Genomic DNA, 18,323 nt, shown 5'->3' with positions numbered 1-18,323 from the left:
CACCATGTTTTACCCACTGCCTGATACGATAGAGCAACCTGAAATTTCTTTATCTGAATTGTTGGCAAGCCGTGATGTTCGTCAGGCTCGGCAACAACAATGGATTGGTCTCCATCAGGTAACCCTGATTTCATTTACTGTCGTTTTTCCTGGACCTGTTAAAGATAATCATCTTGTCAGGCAAATCTTTAATCAGGGATTAAATGCGCTTAAACAGGTGGCTCAATGCAGGCAGTGGGTACTTTTAGCACAACAATCTTTCGCTTTACCAACAGGCCCTGAATGTTTCGTGGCAGTCGATGCCGATGCCATTGAGGTTAAAACTGCCTTAATTGAGGCAGAAGAGTTATCAGCGGTCGGTCGTCTGTGGGATTTTGATGTCTTTGATGCACAAGGACGGCAATATTCGCGCTCTGAGCTGCAACTTCCTCCTAGACGCTGCTTAATCTGCGAAAAAGAAGCTAAGATCTGTGCGCGAGAGCGTGCTCATTCATTAAGTGAAATTATTCATCAGATAGAGGTGCTAGCCAATGCGTCCAATCACGATTGAGCAAACAGAGCAACTCACACAAGAGATCGTGCACTACTACAGCCAACTCGGCTGGCAAGCCATGATGGCAGAAGTCAATTTAACCCCCAAACCAGGGTTAGTTGATAAATTCAATACTGGCGCTCATAAAGACATGGCGCTGACCGATTTTCATCTTAGTGCTCATGCTATTGCACAACATTTTCCTGACTTTTTACTGGCAGGCGCCAAATATAAGCAGTACCCCATCGAGCAAGTTTTGACGCTTATTCGCCCTATTGGTATAGCTTGTGAAAAGTCGATGTTCCAATCCACCAAAGGGGTTAATACCCATAAAGGATCAATATTTTCTCTTGGATTACTACTAACCGTTATTGGTCGCCAATTAGCACTGCATGAACCCGTTTCAGCCATGAGTATCAGTAATGGGGTATCACAAATGTGCCGAGGCATTACCGCGGAACTAAAACATAAAACGAGCCGTCCTACAGCAGGCCAGCGGTTATATCAATCTTTCGGTTTGACAGGCGCGCGCGGTGAAGCTGAAAGTGGTTATCAATTAGTCGTCAATTTATCGCTCCCCTACTATTTAAAACAACTTGTTGAAGGTAAACCACAAGAACTCGCATTACTTGAAACGTTAATCCTATTAATGGCGAACAATGATGATACCAATGTTGCCAATCGTGGTGGATTGGAAGGGTTAGCATGGTTAAAAACACAAGCGCAAACTTTACTCGACCAAGGTGGATTAACAACCTCTGCTGATTTAGAAAAAATTAAATCATTCGATAATCAATGTATCGCAAAAAATTTAAGTCCTGGAGGAAGTGCTGATTTACTTATTTTAACGTGGTTTTTATCTCGGTTACCTTATTCAAAAGACAGGATCCATTTTACTCATTAATAAAAAATAAATTTAAATCAACATAGGAAAATTAAAAATCATTTTAATAAAGATATGTTAATTAAATATTGATTATTAGTTTAACGAATTTATAACTTATTTGGTATTGAAGAAGAGATTGACACTCTTCAACGAATCTCTGCATGCCAAATTTGTCATTAAACAAATTCATAATATTAAAGTTCATAAAATTTAATATTAATTAAGTTTAGTATTAATATTAAGGAAACTGGCCTATGCAAAAAGATAAAATATGGAAGCTATTTATTCTAATAGCGATTCCCATAATCATATCGCTTATTCCCACGCCGGAGGGGCTACCCCATATTGCTTGGTTACTATTTGGTCTCTACTTAGCCGCTATCGTCGGGCTGGTACTAAAACCTTATTCTGAACCTGTAATATTGTTAGCCACCATTGCTGCAAGTGCGACGATCATCGGTGTGACTGGCACTAAAGATGTCAAAGTGAGCGAGGTCTTAAGTGGTTATGCTTCGGGTACAACATGGTTAGTCTTTGCAGCGTTTACTCTCAGTGCTGCTTTCGTGATCACTGGGTTAGGTAAACGACTTTCCTATGTTTTAATTGGTAAATTAGGTAGTACGACATTAGGTCTTGGCTATGTGACTGCCATCCTTGACTTAATTATCGCGCCTGCAACCCCCTCCAATACCGCGCGTGCTGGTGGGATTGTTTTCCCTATCATTAACAGTGTGGCTGTGGCTCTGGGTTCAGATCCCGAAAAAAGCCCTCGAAAAGCAGGTCACTACCTTTTAGTGAACGTTTATATGGTGACAAAAACCACCAGCTATATGTTCCTAACAGCTATGGCTCCGAATGCGTTAGCACTGGCGATGATGAGCGATATTATGGGGATTAGTTTGAGTTGGGGAGGCTGGGCGCTTGCAGCCGCAGTTCCGGGTCTTATCATGCTCATTTTAACGCCATTCATTATCTATAAGCTTTATCCACCTGAGTTAAAAAAGGTCAACAACAAAGAGATCGCCGCAAAAGGTTTAGAAGAGCTTGGCCCCATGACGGTAAGAGAAAAGCTGCTGAGTATTGTGTTCCTATTAGCTTTAGCGGGTTGGATCTTTGCCGATAAAATTGGTGTCAGTGCTTCCACTGTTGCGATTTGTGTTATGGCTTTGACATTAATTCTGGGCGTTGTGACTTGGGATGATGTGCTAAAAAATAAAGGTGGCTGGAATACCTTGATTTGGTACGGCGGTATCATCGGGATGTCTGGTGTACTGACAAAAGCTGGCTTTTTCGAATGGTTAGCCAATGTTATGGGTCAACACCTCTCATTCGGTGATCAAACCATGCTCGCCTTCTTTGTGATTATGTTTATCAGTGTTGCGATACGTTACCTCTTCGCGTCTGGCGGTGCTTATGTCGCTGCAATGGTGCCTGTGTTTGCAACTGTCGGTATGGTTGCGGGTGCACCACCAATGCTGCTAGCCCTCGGTCTACTCTTCTCGAATGCTTACGGTGGCAGCTTAACCCACTACGGAGGCGCGGCAGCACCAATCGTCTTCGGTGCTGGCTACAACGATATTCGTTCTTGGTGGATTATAGGTGGTATCGTTGCATTCTTAAGTTTACTGGTACATATGACAATTGGTTTAGGCTGGTGGGAAATATTAATCAGCTCCGGTTTAATTTAGAAAATAATAATCTGAATACAAATTAAATTAACAATGGGATCTGAGCTTATGAGATCCCATTTAAATATAAAATGCCCTCTTCCTATTATTTTGCTGTGCTACCGGCAGCGATTGTTTTTATTTCATGCCATCAACAGCATAAATAATAAATGAGCAATACTCTAAATAGGAAAATACATGAAAAAAATACCTTGTATGTTGATGCGTGGCGGCACATCTAAAGGCGTATTTTTATTAGCAGATGACCTACCAAAGAATATCCAAGAGCGCGATGAACTCATATTAGCTATTATGGGATCGGGCCACGCACTGCAAATTGATGGTATTGGTGGTGGTAGCCCTCAAACCAGTAAAGTGGCAATCATTAGCCGCTCCCCCCACCCTGATGCCGACATTGATTATTTATTTGCTCAAGTTTCAGTGACGGAACGTATTGTTGATACTGCGCCTAATTGTGGCAATATTCTCTGTGCCGTTGGCGCTTACGCCATCGAAAAAGGGTTAATGCCTATAACAGGTGATGAAACAACAATCCGAATTCGTAATATCAATACGAATACTTTCGTCAACGCCACAGTACAAACACCAAATGGTCATATTGTTTATGAAGGTGATACCACCATTGCAAGCGTTCCTGGTCATGCTGCCCCTATCGCCCTCACATTTTTAAATGCGTGTGGTACAAAAACTGGAAAACTACTCCCCACGGGCCATGCCATTGATACTTTCGATGGCGTCGAAGTCAGTTGTATCGATATGGCGATGCCAGTTGTGCTCATTGACGCCCCTCAATTAAACAAAACGGGTTATGAGAGCGCGGCTCAACTTGAAGCGGATAAGGCGTTTATGCAGCGCCTAGAGAGCATTCGCCGCCAAGCTGGCCTTGCGATGGGATTAGGTGATGTCAGCCAAAAAGTGATCCCCAAGCCTGTTCTGGTTTCCCCTGCAATTCATGGTGGAACGGTTAACGTTCGCTATTTTATGCCTCATAAGTGTCACGGTGCATTAGCTGTTACAGGCGCCATTGCAATAGCGACAGGCACCATCTTAGAAAATAGCGTCATCAAGCGTTATTTAACAAAAAATGCCGATATGCAACATATCTCGATTGAACACCTCAGTGGTCATTTTGATGTTTCGCTCAATCAGCAAGGCGACTTCCCAGAAGGGTTACAAGCTTCCATTATTCGAACGGCGCGAAAGCTATTTTCCGGGGATGTGTATGTTCCTTAATCGGTTATCTCTCTGACACATGACGCCTATCTATTATAGGCGTCACCTTTCTCTAACTAGTGTGACTGAAATTCCCCTTGGATCACATAAGAAACTTGATGAGCCTCATCGGGTGTTGGAAATTCTAATTTACTTGCCATACGCTCCATTACCTTTTCTGGCACGGCGTAGTCACGTTGACGATTTTGTTGTTGCCACTGCTTGTAGGGAACTTCCAAATAAATAAGGTGGATTTTCGCCTGATAGCGGGCAAACAAACCGATCATACTGGCTCTTAATGACGCACTTAGTGAAGTTGCATTCCAAATAAAGTCCTTTTTTGCACGTAACAAGACTTTCGCCTGCTCCTTCGCTTGTTGAGCGACCCAACCTTGCGCATTTTTATCGGCAGGATCGATTTTATGCGCGCGACGAATTTCATCAAGGCAGACCACTTCCCATTGCGGATAATGCTGAGCAATAAAGTGATCTTTTCCCATTCCCGGCAAGCCACACAGCATAACCACTTCGCTTCCTTGCTCCTCAAAAGGCTCGTAATCCGTAGTGCCACGCTGGTGATGAAAATAGTGGAAACGCCCAGCCGCCGAAGCAAAAGCTTTTGGTTGCATCCAACACCCCTGTTCGCGACAAAATAGCTCAAATATTTCAATGCGAGACAAGAGTTCCGACTGATCTTGGCATATGCGCCCCAATACGTCCGCCTTTGCTAATAAACACAGCAGTGACATATCAACACGTAAAGAAGCAGCAAATAGCGCCCGCTCAGGATCGACTTTTTCCATCAACCATAAAGGTAAGCCATGATAGCGAACTAAAGCGGCGATTTGTTCACGTATCGCAAACGGGGTTTCAACCTCTCGATAAAGAATGCGTCGAGCAGATAATTCACCTTTTTTCGCATGACCAGGGGAGATAATACGCCCGTTTTCATCTTCTCGTGTTGTCGTACGCTTTTCAACATCATGCAGCAGTGCTGCTGCCCAAACGATATTTTGCTGTAAAACAGGGAGTTGTTGGTATTCAGGTAATGCTTCGAGTGCCGCTAAAACCATTTGTGTATGTGTTGCCACATCACCTTCGGCATGATGCAGCGCATCTTGCGGTACGCCTCGCATATCACGCACAAAATCAAATTGCGCCTCTAGCTGTGACCATGCGCGTTGTTCAGTCAATTGCCAACTCATACTTCCCCCTTTTGGCGTTCGAACGCTAACTTCGCTCGCTGCCAATGTCTTTTCCAATGAATATCGGTTTTAACATGGTTTTTTCGCACATATTTAAAGACATGCTGCATAAAATCAGCGACCAAAAAACGGCGGCTATCGCGAGTCACAATGCCTTCCATACTACAAGGTTGCTGAGTAAACGTATCACAAGCCCCAAAAAGGCTATCTTGTGAAGCGGCCTCACTAAGCTGAGCCGCATAAGCCTGTGGCCCAAGTTGCCTATCAATCTTGAGGGTTAGCTCCGGCACTGTTGGAAAATCAAATAGAGCGGCATAAAACTTCACCTCTTCCCAGCTAAGCCAATAGTCACCTTGTCGCACGGCAAAAACATAGAAGTAATCTTCAATATGTTGATATTCAATAGAGTGTATCGCATAGAGGTTTTCGCCAAACAGTTCGATATCCCCTAAATCGTTTTTAATTAACTGCCAGCGCTGGCGGATCTGTTGGCTCCATGCTGACTGTGTTGGCGCAGCATGCGAGCGAGCAAAAACCCCATATTGGCTTAAGCAATTATTTTCACCATCGAGTTTTTCGGTATGTACCAGTTGTTCAATATTCTGGATGTGCGACCACCAATCGCTATTGATACGATCATCACTGGTGGTGCCAGGTGAGAACGGATAGTGATACGTTCTACCATACTTTCTTGATTGCATATTCATCATGCTTTCTCTACAGAAATAGGAAAAACAACAAATCCTTTAGCAAGATTTGCCTCTGTGTTGTGTGAGAAATCAAGAGTTGGTATTACATATCTCTTCCGCGGAACGGCCTCGTTATGGGGGGTTACTTATTCAAAAGTAACAAATTCATTTAAAAACAGGCCGATTCTAGCCTAACTGTCAAGTAAAAGGCTATCAATTTAATCTGAATCTATGACGGTAATGGAGTGGCTTTCATCGCGTATCAGCCCACTTTCACTTTTACTGTGTCGCGCTGTTTAGCCCTTTTCCCTCAATTTTAAACGTTAAAAATGACAATGTGCCCCTTATCTTAAGGGGCACACCGATGCATTAAAAGGCTAACCTGTGGCTTAATATAAGCCGAGTACAGCACCTACCGCTAAGGTGAAGAAGCTAAACAGCCAAATCCAACCGAATGAATAGCGCAGATGGCGCCCCATATCAATTCCAGCAAGCCCCATTGCCAACCATGCAGCTGGTGAGAATGGGCTAACAAATGTTCCGGCGTTATTACCAATTGCCATTGCATATACGACCGAAGAGGGGTCTACACCAGCCGTTTCAGCGATTTGCTGAATAATAGGTAGCAGAGCAAAGTAATACGCATCGGTACTGGTGAAAATATCCATCGGTACGCCGAGGATGCCAACAAAGATATGGATTTTAGAGACCCATTCTGTTGGTAATATTGCCGTTAAATCTTCAGCGATCGATTTTAGCATTCCCCCATCCGACAAAATACCGAGGAAAGCACCCGCAGCGAGAATAATCGCGACCATGCCTAACGCTTGTGGGGCATGTTCAGAGAGAACCTTCATTTGATCTTTCGGATTAGGAAAGTTAACCAGCAAGGCGATTGATAACGCAATCATAAACACATAAGGCGCCGATAACAGTCCAAATGCCAGACAAATAATAGAAGCGACAATTAACCCACCGTTAATCCATGGCTTTTGTGGCTTGTTTATTTGTTCATTCACATCCGCTATTTGCTCATTAGCAGGTAATAAAGAGTCCATCAGATACGGACTTGTGCCTTTAAGTGCAGCAGCGGCAATACGGCGTTTCTCACGTAAACCCATAATTACTGCGAATACCACAGCACCAGCCATACCGATGATCTGCACAGGGATCAAGCTTTGCCATAACGTTGCGGCATCAATGCCTGTCACCGCAGAAGCACGGCCTAATGGGCCACCCCATGGCACCATGTTCATAATCCCCATACTGGCGCACATCAATAACAACATTAAATAAGGGCTCATGCCGAGCTGGCGATATAAAGGCAGCAGTGCTGGAATAATAATCAGGAATGTCGCGGCACCAGAGCCATCTAAATGCACGACACCCGCAATTAGTGTGGTCATCACACACACAATGATCACATTGCCTCGCGTCATTTTGACCATCAAACGGATAAGAGGATCAAAAATATGCAAATCTTTCATCAAACTAAAGAATAAAATAGCGAACAGGAACATCGCCGCCACTTTAGAGACTTTATTAATACCGCTTTCAAAAAAAGCTGAAATTTCAGGGATTGAATACCCTGCAATCAGGGCACCAATAAAAGGAATACAAGACATTGCAATGATAGGGCTAACTTTTCCCATCATAAGCAAGGTGACGATGGAAAGAATGATCAATATACCGATAATTGTTAACACATTGAGTTCCTTATTAGAATTATATTTTTAAGGTGAAAATTAAATACACTTAAACGAGTATTAATTTATTCCATTGTATATTTTCAATGTTGCGATATGCATTTTGAATATACGGTAAATACACATCTATCTCCCTGAACTTATATAAATCAAAATTAATTTTCGCAAGAGCCAAATCATTTTTTTGCTGAATAACAACCTAAAAATTAGCCATAAAAATCAGCGTTTAAGATAAAAATTTAGAGCAAAACGCTATTAGCACCATTAAAACCATTAATTAAAATTAATACCAATATTAATTGTTTTTTATTTACTTAATTGCTAAGCTGGCGATTATAAGAGGGTAATTATTTTTAATTATCAAACTAGTTTATGTTTTCTATTTTTTTTTAGTGTTTTATTTTCACAATGAGGAGAAACAGACAGAAAATTATACTTTTTCACATAGTTCTCAAATTTATACTTATCTACTTGCATTATTCTGTGACTAATAGAATTGAGCTTTAACTGTAAAAAACCACATGAACAGCACAAAATGATACTGAACTTACTTGTATCATGGATAAATTAATCATGATCACTAAGGAACAAGACAGATGAGCTTCCTATTTTCCCCCGCAGCTTTGGGGCAAATTTCCCTAAAAAACAGGATCATTGTTCCACCGATGTGCCAATATTCCGCCATCGACGGCATGCCAACCGCTTGGCATCATTCACACTATATGAATCTCGCGCTTTCAGGGGCGTCGTTAGTTATTGTCGAAGCTAGCGCAGTCACCCCCGCTGGGCGTATCACCTATAAAGATCTCGGTATCTGGAATGATGAACAGGCAACCGCCCTAAAAAACATGTTAGCAGATATCAAGCAATTTGCTGATGCACGCTTAGGTATTCAAATCGCTCATGCAGGTAGAAAAGCCTCAACAGATCTCCCTTGGCTGGGTGGTCAGAGCCTCTCTAAACAAGAACAAAATGGCTGGGAAACGGTCTCTGCGTCAAACTTGCCTTTTGGTCATTCACACCCGCCAAGAGAACTGAGCAAACAAGAGATCCACGACATCCAACAACAATTTGTCGATGCGGCTAAACGTGCAGAATATGCGGGATTTGATGTTATTGAAATCCATGCAGCCCACGGTTATTTATTGCATCAATTTTTATCGCCAATCGCGAACCAGCGCCAAGATGAATATGGGGGCAATTTTAAAAACCGCAGTCGTCTATTAATCGATGTATTTCGTGCGGTTAGAGATGCAGTTAATCCCAATATTACTGTTGGCGTTCGAATTTCTGCAACCGACTGGGTTAGTGGTGGATGGGGGGTTCCTGAATCCATTGAACTTACTGAACAACTCGAAGAACTAGGCTGTGATTATATACACGTCTCGTCAGGGGGGTTATCGTCTGAGCAGCAGATCCCTATTAGCCCCAATTACCAAGTGCCACTCGCTCAAGCTATTCATGAGCATACAATGATGCCGGTGATTGCCGTCGGCCTTATTACTGAGCCTAATCAAGCCGAAGCGATAATCGCTACTGGGCAAGCGGATTTTGTATCAATCGGTCGAGGGATACTTTTTAACCCTCGTTGGCCTTGGCATGCGGCAGCACAACTAGGGCAAAATATCAGTGTTGCACCACAATATTTACGCAGTGCGCCTTATCAATATAAAAAGTTATTTAGCGCATAATAATAGTCACAGCGGTAACAAGACACTTACCGCTGTGATATATCTTAATTAACGCTCAGCTTTTGTACACTGATTAACAAATTCAACCATTGATTTTTGAAAATCAGCTTCTGCTGTTGCTGATTTCGCTAATTCACCTTCAATACGTTTATATTCTTTCAAACCGTATTTTTCGATTGTTTTGTCATATGCACAGGCACAAATTGCGCTAATAGCATCTGCGGTTTCACCGGCTGGACTCCCAGACGCTTTCACACAATCACTCACAAAAACTTTTTTAGATTCAGCGATTTCGGCTTTATCGTCCGAGCATGCTGCTAATAATGTCATAATGCCTGCCATACCCAAAATTAATGCGATCTTTTTCATCTTTAGCCTATTATAAATTTAGTTTGCATTACTATTAATCTAAAAAATTTAAATAAGAGAGTCATATTTAGATTAATTACCCATACCTTTCTCATGTAAATAATAATAGCTGCTTTAATTTAAAAAATCTCTATTATAAGGACTATTTTTAGTAAAAGTCTTATTTTGATAATGCACGAAAAGAGCGCCATCGATAATAAAAGAGAGCACTTAAAATAAGAATACAACCTATTATTTGGATCATTGGCATCCGTTCATGATACCAAATGGCAGCAACAAACACGGTCATCACCGGTTCTAAAATCATAATAATGGCAGCGTTCGCGGCAGTGGTATTTTTTTGCCCAATCAACTGCAAAATAAAACGTAAGCTGGTTGCTATCACCACACTGGCAATAAACCACATCAATATCGATGGCGCTAACGTGGTTGGCCACTCCTCTAATAAAAGAGATAACGTCAAACCAACCACGCCCGTACAAGCCAACTGAATAGCCGTTAAAGGTAAAACAGGAACACTACGCGCATAGACGCTGGTATAGCAGAAATAAATGGCTTGAACGATTGCGGCAGCTAAAAACCAAAGTTGACTACTCTTAAACTGAACTTGCCCCTTAAACAGGGTTAAACACGCTAAGCCTAATACTGCAACAGGTAACGCTTGCCAAAAATAACGTGTCGGCCGTATTTTTAAAAGCACCCAACCCACTAATGGCACAAACAGCATGGCTAGGCTCATGATAAACGCGCCCTCACCTAGCGAGTCTGTTGTAGCAACGGCATAAATCCATAAAACGAGGTTGAGGGCCATCCATCCCCCCGTCATCAAAATACTCGGTAGTTGTTGCAAGCGAATATGATGGCGTTTCCCCCAACAAAAAGGGGCTAGAATGATCGCCGCCAATAAGAAACGACTACCTAAAAAAGCAAATATTGGCATGCCTTGTACAGCTTCACGAGAAAAAATCCATCCCCATGCGGCAATAAAAGTGGTCAGCACTAAAAATAGTTCGGCTTTCCTTTGCGACTGCATATTTTATTTTACCTATCAATCACGACATTATTGTCATCATCATACTGTCTATACCATTTATGCCAATCTCTATTTTGCCTCCTTGATTAAATAGGGCTTTGAAAACCTCTTCATTTCCTCTTAACACGCCAATGACATTAATAAAATACAGTTATCAATCACTATTCCTTCCTATTGACTGTTTTCTCATCGAATAAATGGGGAAATATGCCATTAAACTGGTCAATTTTTCTGAAATTTTGGGGTGACATAATGCAAATAGATAATTAATCAATGGCTTGATGCAGTGAGCACATTACGCATCAGCTCAAAAAGGTAGGTCGATATGTCAATCACACATAAACATCCATATAACGATTCAGAGAAAATTAGTCAGATAAAAAGCGCTATTAATACACGCAAATATGCTCATCCTGCTGAAATTAGCTTGTTATGGAAAAATGCCATGAACTCATCGTTCAATCTCAGTTGGTCTAAAGTAATGTTAACGGCGTGTATCTCTACCGCTATTGTATTACTGTTGACATCCTACTAAACAAAAAAATGGCCGGGATCTTCTCCGGCCATTGCGGTTTTTGTTTGAGTAATGAATTACCAGAAACCTAAGACTTTCCACCAAATACTGCCTAAACCAATCCAGATAATAAGGTTGACGACACTCATCACAAATCCGGCTTTCCACCATTCGCCGAGTGTTACGTAGCCTGAACCGAAAATAATGGGGGCAGTTCCTGTGCCGTAATGGGTCAGAGACATCATCAAAGAAGAGGAGAATGCTAAGGTTAAGCCGAGTAACATCGGTGGAGCGCCAAGCGCTAAACCAGCCGCAAAGAAAGCAGCAAACATCGCGGTAATGTGGGCGGTTGTACTCGCAAAGAAGTAGTGTGAGTAGACATAGATAAGCACAAGGATTAATGCTCCCCAAACCCAACTCAATCCCATATTATCGATTGAAGTCCCTACTGAGATGGACATCCATTTAATTAAACCTAGCTTACCTAAGAAACTTGCCATCATCACCAAAGCAGCAAACCAAACAACGGTATCCCAAGCCCCTTTGTTTTTTAATACATCATCCCAATTGATGACGCCCGTGGCTAATAAAATACCCAGTCCAATAAATGCGGCGGTTGTTGCGTTAATCTTATAAGCAGGTCCAAATACGTGTTCGGGTACACCTGCCCACATCACCAGTAATAGCACAAACACACCAAGCGTAATAACTTCTGGTAATGAAATTGGGCCCAATTGTTGTAAACGCTGTTTTGCAAAATTAGGCGCATCAGGGGTTGAAGTAATTTCAGGTTTATACATGAAATAGATAACTAACGGCATCAAAATTAACGACACCAAAGCAGGTGCAAATGCTGCTAGCGCCCACATTGACCAAGTTAATTCATTTGCTCCTCCAGCTTCGCTGACAATCAAACTGACAATTAAAGGGTTTGGCGCCGTCGCGGTAATAAACATCGCTGAAGTAATCGGGTTAATATTATAGTTAACCAAAGAGAGATAACGCCCTATTTTACCGGCAGTACCATCATCGGCCTTAGAGCCAAAACTATCCGCAATGGAGCGCATAATAGGGTGAATGATCCCCCCGCCACGCGCAGTATTACTTGGGGTCACTGGCGCAAGTACTGTTTCTGCAATCGCCAGTGAATAAGCAATACCTAATGTTTTTTTACCAAATAAGGAAATAACATAATAGCCAATCCTCGCGCCTAATCCGGTTTTATTTAGGCTCATTGAAACCATAATAGAAATACCGATTAACCAAATCAGGTCATTTGAGAAACCACTTAACGCATCCGCTATCGCATCCTTTGTGGAGTTTGGATTAGTCACTCCCGTTGCAGCCACTAAAGCAATGGCAATAATGGAAACACCGCCAATAGGAAGGGCTTTACCAATAATTGCGGCGATCGTTCCAACAAAGAGTGCTAATAGATGCCAAGCATCGGGATTAACACCTTCGGGAACAGGGATTAGGAACCAAATAATAAGTGTGATTGCAACTGCTATCAATGTAGGTATAGGTTTTAATGGGGTCAGTTTATTCATATCGGGCATCCATACATGTTTTTAAGATGGAAATAAAAAATTCTTAGCAATATATTTTTTATCATTACAAATATGTTAACTAAATATCTTTGGCAGACATTGATCGTTATCATTGACATAGCTATTTTTACATATAAAAAACGATTTAAATTTAGTAACAAAGAGTAATTAGTAATTACAACAATTTACTAATAGTATTTAACAAGGAACCATCATAATATTAACTTTTATTTTATAAACGACAACGACAATGTATAACATTCATATAAAAAGCACGTTTATTGCCTTAAATAATTAACCATACAAAAAACATTGTTTATTTAATTTAAAATAGACGTTGAAACATCAACAATATACAAAACCCAATGATTTATTTATATTACAATAGGTAAAAATGCAGGCTGAATCGAATTATTCATACAAATAATCTTAATTTTGCTAAATAGCATTAAATAACAAGTTCAAAAATTTCGAGTTAAATGTACAAATAACATGCTATTCATCAATACGTACTTAGATGTTTTAATAACCTTATATCTTATTAGATAGTCTAGTAGGAAACTATTTACCACTACATTACAATTATCACTTGATTAAACTTCATACATATTGTGGTTATTTAATCTAATCTTAATCATGGACACTCTGAATTAGATAACTATTCTAAGGAAATATAGATGATAAAGCATGATGTAAATTGTTATAAAGAGCACCAACCTTGCATTATTTTATGTACAACAAACAGCCAAAATAATGCGGTCAAGATTGCTCAACAGTTATTAGATAGACGCTTAGCGGCCTGTGTTTCATTACTGCCTGAGATAACCTCCATTTATCAATGGAAGAACGAGATCGCACAAGATAAAGAGGTACTGTTACTCATTAAATCTACTAATAAAAACCAAGCTGAATTGTTTTCTGCTATCAAGGAAATCCACCCATACGAAACTCCTGAATTGATTAGCCTCGATTTGGATCAGGTCGACAGTGGATATTTGGCGTGGTTAGTTAAATCAGTCAAATAAGCGTCATCATGGTGTTAAATAGTGAGGTTGTTCTCAATATTCCACTCTCCATGGCGTTACCGATGGATTCGCTAACTGGTCTGCTATGGTAAGTAAAAAATAAATGCTATACAGAAGTTCTCGTTTTCGCTTTATTTGCCCTCTTTATTGAGGGCTTTTTTCGATGGTTTTTTTTGGTCGGTCGAAAAAATGACCCCTTCGCTGGCTGGGGCCATTGATAGATTAATGCAACTATAGCTGGCGAACAGGGGCATCCCCTGCAACATAATAATCAGCCTGACTTGCCGGTAAGGGTTCACGCCCACGGATTTTATCCGCCATCTTTTCGGCAATCATAATTGTCGTTGCATTCAAGTTACCTGTAATAATCAAAGGCATGATTGAAGCGTCAATCACTCTTAGATTTTCAAGGCCATGTACACGACCTGCACCATCAACGACCGCCATTTCATCGTATCCCATCTTACAAGAGCCACAAGGATGGAATGCCGTTTCAGCGCGCTCGCGGACAAAAGCATCAAGCTCGTCGTCTGATTGAACATGCTTACCGGGGCTAATTTCCTCACCTCGGTACGGGTCTAATGCTGGCTGAGCCATAATTTCGCGGGTAATGCGAATGGCGGCACGGAACTCTTCCCAATCCTGCTCACTCGACATGTAATTAAACAAAATACTCGGGTGTTGGTAAGGATCCGTTGACTTTATCCTCACACGCCCTCGACTCGGCGAACGCATAGATCCTACGTGAGCTTGGAAACCATGTACATTTACTGCATTACTGCCGTTGTAATTAATTGCAACAGGCAAAAAGTGGAACTGGATATTTGGCCATGCAAACTTATCACTTGTCCTGATAAATCCGCCCGCCTCAAATTGGTTACTAGCACCGATACCCGTTCCTTTAAACAACCACTCCGCACCGATAGCGGGTTGGTTATACCATTTTAATGCTGGATAGAGCGAAACGGGCTGCTTACACTCATATTGCAAATACATCTCAAGGTGATCTTGCAAATTTTGCCCTACCCCAGGCAACACATGCACCGCGGGGATATTAAACTCTTTGAGCACATCTTCTGGCCCTACACCTGAACGCTGCAATATTTGAGGTGAAGCAATGGCGCCAGCACACAAAAGCACCTCTTTACGGGCTTTGGCATGCACGGCAGTTTTACTGCTCCCTTGGTAGAATTTCACGCCAACCGCTTTTTTCGATTCAAATTCAATAACATCTGTAGTGGCGTGGGTAATAATGGTCAGATTTTTACGTTTTCTAGCCTGATCGAGATAACCTCGAGCCGTACTCGCACGACGCCCTTTTGGTGTTACCGTTCTATCCATTGGACCAAAGCCCTCTTGTTGATAACCATTTAGGTCATCTGTTCTTGGATAGCCAGCCTGAACCCCCGCTTCAACCATGGCATGAAACAAGACGTTATTACCATTTTTAGGCGTAGTCACACTGACAGGACCATCGCCACCATGATAATCATTTGCACCGATATCCCGCGTTTCCGCTTTGCGAAAATAAGGTAAACAATTGAGGTAACTCCAGTCTTCTAAACCTGGAGTTTGCGCCCACCCGTCAAAATCCAATGCGTTACCTCGGATATAACACATACCATTGATCAGCGATGACCCCCCAAGCCCTTTTCCGCGCCCACACTCCATACGGCGGTTGTTCATGTAAGGTTCAGGATCAGTTTCATAGGCCCAATTATAGCGTCGACCTTGTAATGGATATGCTAATGCCGCTGGCATTTGTGTACGAAAATCGAACCTGTAGTCCGGTCCTCCAGCTTCAAGGAGCAGCACAGTAACATCAGAATCTTCTGTCAGGCGGGTAGCAAGAACGTTACCGGCTGAACCAGCACCGATAATAATGTAGTCATAGACCATTGTTATCTCCTCTGTTTCAGTCAAATTAAAAATAAGAAATTAAAATACGGATGCAAACTCCCCAAGTTCGACTTGTATTGATTTGGTTTGAGTATAATTTTGTAGTGTGACTAAGCCATTTTCACGGCCAACCCCTGAGTGCTTATAGCCCCCGACAGGCATTTGCGCGGGTGATTCACCCCATGTATTAATCCAACAAATTCCGGCTTCTAATTGATGAATGACACGATGCGCGCGGGATAAATCACAAGTCACGATCCCCGCTGCCAAGCCATATAGCGAGTTATTCGCGCGTTCAATCACCTCATCTTCAGATTGGTAACTGAGAATGCTCATCACAGGGCCAAAAATCTCTTCTTGAGTGATTTGCATATCATCAGAACAGTCGGTAAATACCGTAGGTAATACATACGCGCCTTGAGCAAACTCACCTTCTGTGAGGCGTTCACCTCCACAAAGCAGTTTCGCCCCTTGTTGTTTACCAATTTCGATATAACGCAACACATTTTCCATATGAGCAAAACTCACTAGCGGGCCAAAATTGGTTTCATCATCAATAGGCGAGCCTATTTTGATACGTGCAACACGTTGTTGGATCTTCTCTTCGAATTGCGTTTTTAAATGTTCTGGAACAAAGACCCGCGTACCATTAGTACAAACTTGCCCCGAACTGTAAAAATTAGCCATCATGGCAATATCAGCAGCCTTATCCAGATCTGCATCATCAAAAATAATCAGTGGTGATTTCCCCCCTAACTCCATCGTGACATCTTTTAGAGTTGACCCAGAGGCATTTGCCATCACTTTTTTACCTGTAGGCACGCCACCTGTGAAGGAAATTTTGGCAATGCCCGGATGCTCCGTCAGCCATAGGCCCACATCAGCGCCTCCTCCTGTCACCACATTAAACACACCGGCAGGTAGCCCTGCTTCTGTGTAAATTTCCGCTAATTTGAGTGCGGTCAATGAGGTCACTTCACTTGGCTTAAAGATCATGGCATTACCTGCGGCTAAAGCAGGAGCAGATTTCCAAAGTGCGATTTGGATAGGGTAGTTCCAAGCACCGATACCAGCGACAACACCTAACGGCTCACGGCGCGTATAGGCAAATGAACTATCGCGTAATGGGATCTGTTCGCCTTCTAAAGCGGGGATCAAACCGGCGTAGTATTCGAGAACATCCGCCCCCGTCACAATATCCACATAACGCGTCTCTGAAAGTGGCTTGCCAGTATCTAATGTTTCTAACTGAGCCAACTCGTCATTACGTTCACGTAAAATATCAACTGCTCGACGTAAGATGCGTGAACGCTCTATTGCCGTCATTGATGCCCATATCTTTTGCCCTTGTTTGGCACTTTCCACCGCCCAATCGATGTCTTCATGTGTCGCCGATTGTAAACGAGCGATCACTTCACCGTTCGCTGGGTTAATTGCATCAAACTGCCCACATTCCGGTTGTGAGCTATCTACATAACCACCATGAATATAAAGTTTATGTAATTGTGGTTCGTGCATAATATCTCCCTCCTATTAAAACGTTTCTTTTGGTTTAGCTATCCCGCGGCCGATTGAGCTGCATATCGATATACTCATTCGTGATGGTCAACGCATCCTGTAATGGGAAAGCTTCATTACTCAATGCACTACGTAACCATAACCCATCAATTAACGCCGCCAGCCCTTTTGCGGCCATACGCGCGGCGTGCTTATCGAGTACTCGAGCAAACTCATACGTTAGGTTGGAATACAATCGCCTATCATTCACTTGCTGCAACCGATTTAAATTCGGTTGATGCATGCTACTTGCCCAAAAGGCTAACCATGTTTTCATCGCCGCCTCACTGATTTGCGAAGAATCAAAGTTACCTTCAACGATGGCTTGAATGCGCTGTTTAGGTTGGGCATGACTCAGCATTCTTAAACGCATTGCCACGGCGATCCCAAGTTGGTACTGAATATGACGCATGGTGGCTTCTAACAGACCATTTTTATCGCGGAAGTAATGGCTGATGATCCCTGTTGATACACCCGCCTTTCGAGCAATTAACGCGATACTGGCCTCTTGCATGCCCACTTCATTAATCACTTCAAGTGTGGCTTGAATTAACTGCTGCTTACGTATCGATTGCATTCCTATTTTCGGCATAACCTCTAGACCCAAAAAAATACAGTGAACCCTGTTATTAAACTTTTTTTTAATTGAACATTCAATCAATATTAACTATATTTTATCACAATTGTTTTACAAAATCAGGAGAAAGATAGATGTAAAAAAACAACTCTTTGCAATTAATTCAATTAATTAGCAAAGAATGTAACTT

The 18,323-nt window shown here is 42.0% G+C and carries 16 protein-coding genes; 7 read left to right on the top strand and 9 right to left on the bottom strand.

Features of this window, described 5'->3' with window-relative positions; genetic code table 11:
* The first annotated feature begins 4 nt into the window (after positions 1–4).
* The 4 genes from citX to PR699_RS00535 all read left to right on the top strand — a co-directional run bounded on the left by citX (position 5) and on the right by PR699_RS00535 (position 4,339).
* Positions 5–550: a citrate lyase holo-[acyl-carrier protein] synthase gene (gene citX, locus PR699_RS00550; protein ID WP_004918752.1), complete on the top strand. Its 546-nt coding sequence runs from the start codon at positions 5–7 to the stop codon at positions 548–550.
* Positions 531–1,436 (top strand): triphosphoribosyl-dephospho-CoA synthase CitG, encoded by a 906-nt coding sequence (citG, locus tag PR699_RS00545; RefSeq protein ID WP_014658094.1) that lies wholly within the window; start codon positions 531–533, stop codon positions 1,434–1,436. Before citX ends, citG begins: the two co-directional genes overlap by 20 nt.
* Positions 1,437–1,672: 236 nt before the next feature.
* Positions 1,673–3,106 (top strand): anion permease, encoded by a 1,434-nt coding sequence (locus PR699_RS00540; RefSeq protein ID WP_004918749.1) that lies wholly within the window; start codon positions 1,673–1,675, stop codon positions 3,104–3,106.
* A gap of 177 nt (positions 3,107–3,283) precedes the next feature.
* The gene (locus tag PR699_RS00535; RefSeq protein WP_004918746.1) at positions 3,284–4,339 is read left to right on the top strand and encodes a 4-oxalomesaconate tautomerase; all 1,056 of its coding nucleotides are present in this window, start codon (positions 3,284–3,286) and stop codon (positions 4,337–4,339) included.
* Between the two features lie 56 nt (positions 4,340–4,395).
* Here PR699_RS00535 and PR699_RS00530 read toward each other — a convergent pair whose 3' ends face one another.
* The 3 genes from PR699_RS00530 to PR699_RS00520 all read right to left on the bottom strand — a co-directional run bounded on the left by PR699_RS00530 (position 4,396) and on the right by PR699_RS00520 (position 7,918).
* Entirely contained in the window at positions 4,396–5,523 is a 1,128-nt protein-coding gene (locus tag PR699_RS00530; RefSeq protein WP_014658092.1) for an AAA family ATPase, read from the bottom strand.
* Positions 5,520–6,230 carry an RNA ligase family protein gene (locus PR699_RS00525; protein WP_014658091.1) on the bottom strand — a complete coding sequence of 237 codons (711 nt, stop codon included), beginning with the start codon at positions 6,228–6,230 and terminating at the stop codon, positions 5,520–5,522. The genes PR699_RS00530 and PR699_RS00525 overlap by 4 nt, the downstream gene beginning before the upstream one ends.
* 371 nt (positions 6,231–6,601) lie before the next feature.
* Complete coding sequence (locus PR699_RS00520; protein ID WP_014658090.1) at positions 6,602–7,918, bottom strand: CitMHS family transporter; 1,317 nt, start codon at positions 7,916–7,918, stop codon at positions 6,602–6,604.
* Between the two features lie 596 nt (positions 7,919–8,514).
* Here PR699_RS00520 and PR699_RS00515 point away from each other — a divergent pair.
* Positions 8,515–9,609 (top strand): NADH:flavin oxidoreductase/NADH oxidase, encoded by a 1,095-nt coding sequence (locus tag PR699_RS00515; protein WP_014658089.1) that lies wholly within the window; start codon positions 8,515–8,517, stop codon positions 9,607–9,609.
* Between the two features lie 48 nt (positions 9,610–9,657).
* Here PR699_RS00515 and PR699_RS00510 read toward each other — a convergent pair whose 3' ends face one another.
* The gene (locus PR699_RS00510; RefSeq protein ID WP_004918736.1) at positions 9,658–9,978 is read right to left on the bottom strand and encodes a hypothetical protein; all 321 of its coding nucleotides are present in this window, start codon (positions 9,976–9,978) and stop codon (positions 9,658–9,660) included.
* 160 nt (positions 9,979–10,138) lie between these two features.
* On the bottom strand, positions 10,139–11,011 hold the full coding sequence (locus tag PR699_RS00505) for a DMT family transporter (protein ID WP_004918734.1): 873 nt from the start codon (positions 11,009–11,011) through the stop codon (positions 10,139–10,141).
* Positions 11,012–11,336: 325 nt separating this feature from the next.
* Between PR699_RS00505 and PR699_RS00500 the strand changes: the two genes are divergently transcribed.
* On the top strand, positions 11,337–11,546 hold the full coding sequence (locus PR699_RS00500; protein WP_071821184.1) for a 3-oxoacyl-ACP synthase: 210 nt from the start codon (positions 11,337–11,339) through the stop codon (positions 11,544–11,546).
* Between the two features lie 56 nt (positions 11,547–11,602).
* On the opposite strand, the gene PR699_RS00495 is transcribed toward PR699_RS00500, so the two are convergent.
* Positions 11,603–13,075: a DASS family sodium-coupled anion symporter gene (locus PR699_RS00495; protein WP_014658088.1), complete on the bottom strand. Its 1,473-nt coding sequence runs from the start codon at positions 13,073–13,075 to the stop codon at positions 11,603–11,605.
* Between the two features lie 677 nt (positions 13,076–13,752).
* Here PR699_RS00495 and cutA point away from each other — a divergent pair.
* Positions 13,753–14,100, top strand: coding sequence for a divalent-cation tolerance protein CutA (gene cutA / locus PR699_RS00490; RefSeq protein WP_004918729.1), 348 nt, complete (start codon positions 13,753–13,755; stop codon positions 14,098–14,100).
* A 231-nt stretch (positions 14,101–14,331) separates the two neighbouring features.
* Here the strand turns inward: cutA and betA are convergent, their stop codons facing one another.
* From betA to betI, 3 genes are read right to left on the bottom strand one after another with little or no spacing between them, the layout of a single operon-like run.
* Complete coding sequence (gene betA / locus PR699_RS00485) at positions 14,332–15,999, bottom strand: choline dehydrogenase (protein WP_004918727.1); 1,668 nt, start codon at positions 15,997–15,999, stop codon at positions 14,332–14,334.
* A gap of 39 nt (positions 16,000–16,038) precedes the next feature.
* Positions 16,039–17,517, bottom strand: a complete 1,479-nt coding sequence (gene betB, locus PR699_RS00480; protein ID WP_014658087.1) for a betaine-aldehyde dehydrogenase — start codon at positions 17,515–17,517, stop codon at positions 16,039–16,041.
* A gap of 34 nt (positions 17,518–17,551) precedes the next feature.
* A complete protein-coding gene (betI, locus tag PR699_RS00475; RefSeq protein WP_014658086.1) occupies positions 17,552–18,148 on the bottom strand; it encodes a transcriptional regulator BetI in 597 nt (198 codons plus the stop codon).
* Between the last annotated feature and the right edge of the window lie 175 nt (positions 18,149–18,323).

Source organism: Providencia sp. PROV268, assembly GCF_028477805.1.
In the GTDB taxonomy this organism is placed as follows: domain Bacteria; phylum Pseudomonadota; class Gammaproteobacteria; order Enterobacterales; family Enterobacteriaceae; genus Providencia; species Providencia stuartii.
This window is presented reverse-complemented; position numbering and strand designations above follow the sequence as displayed.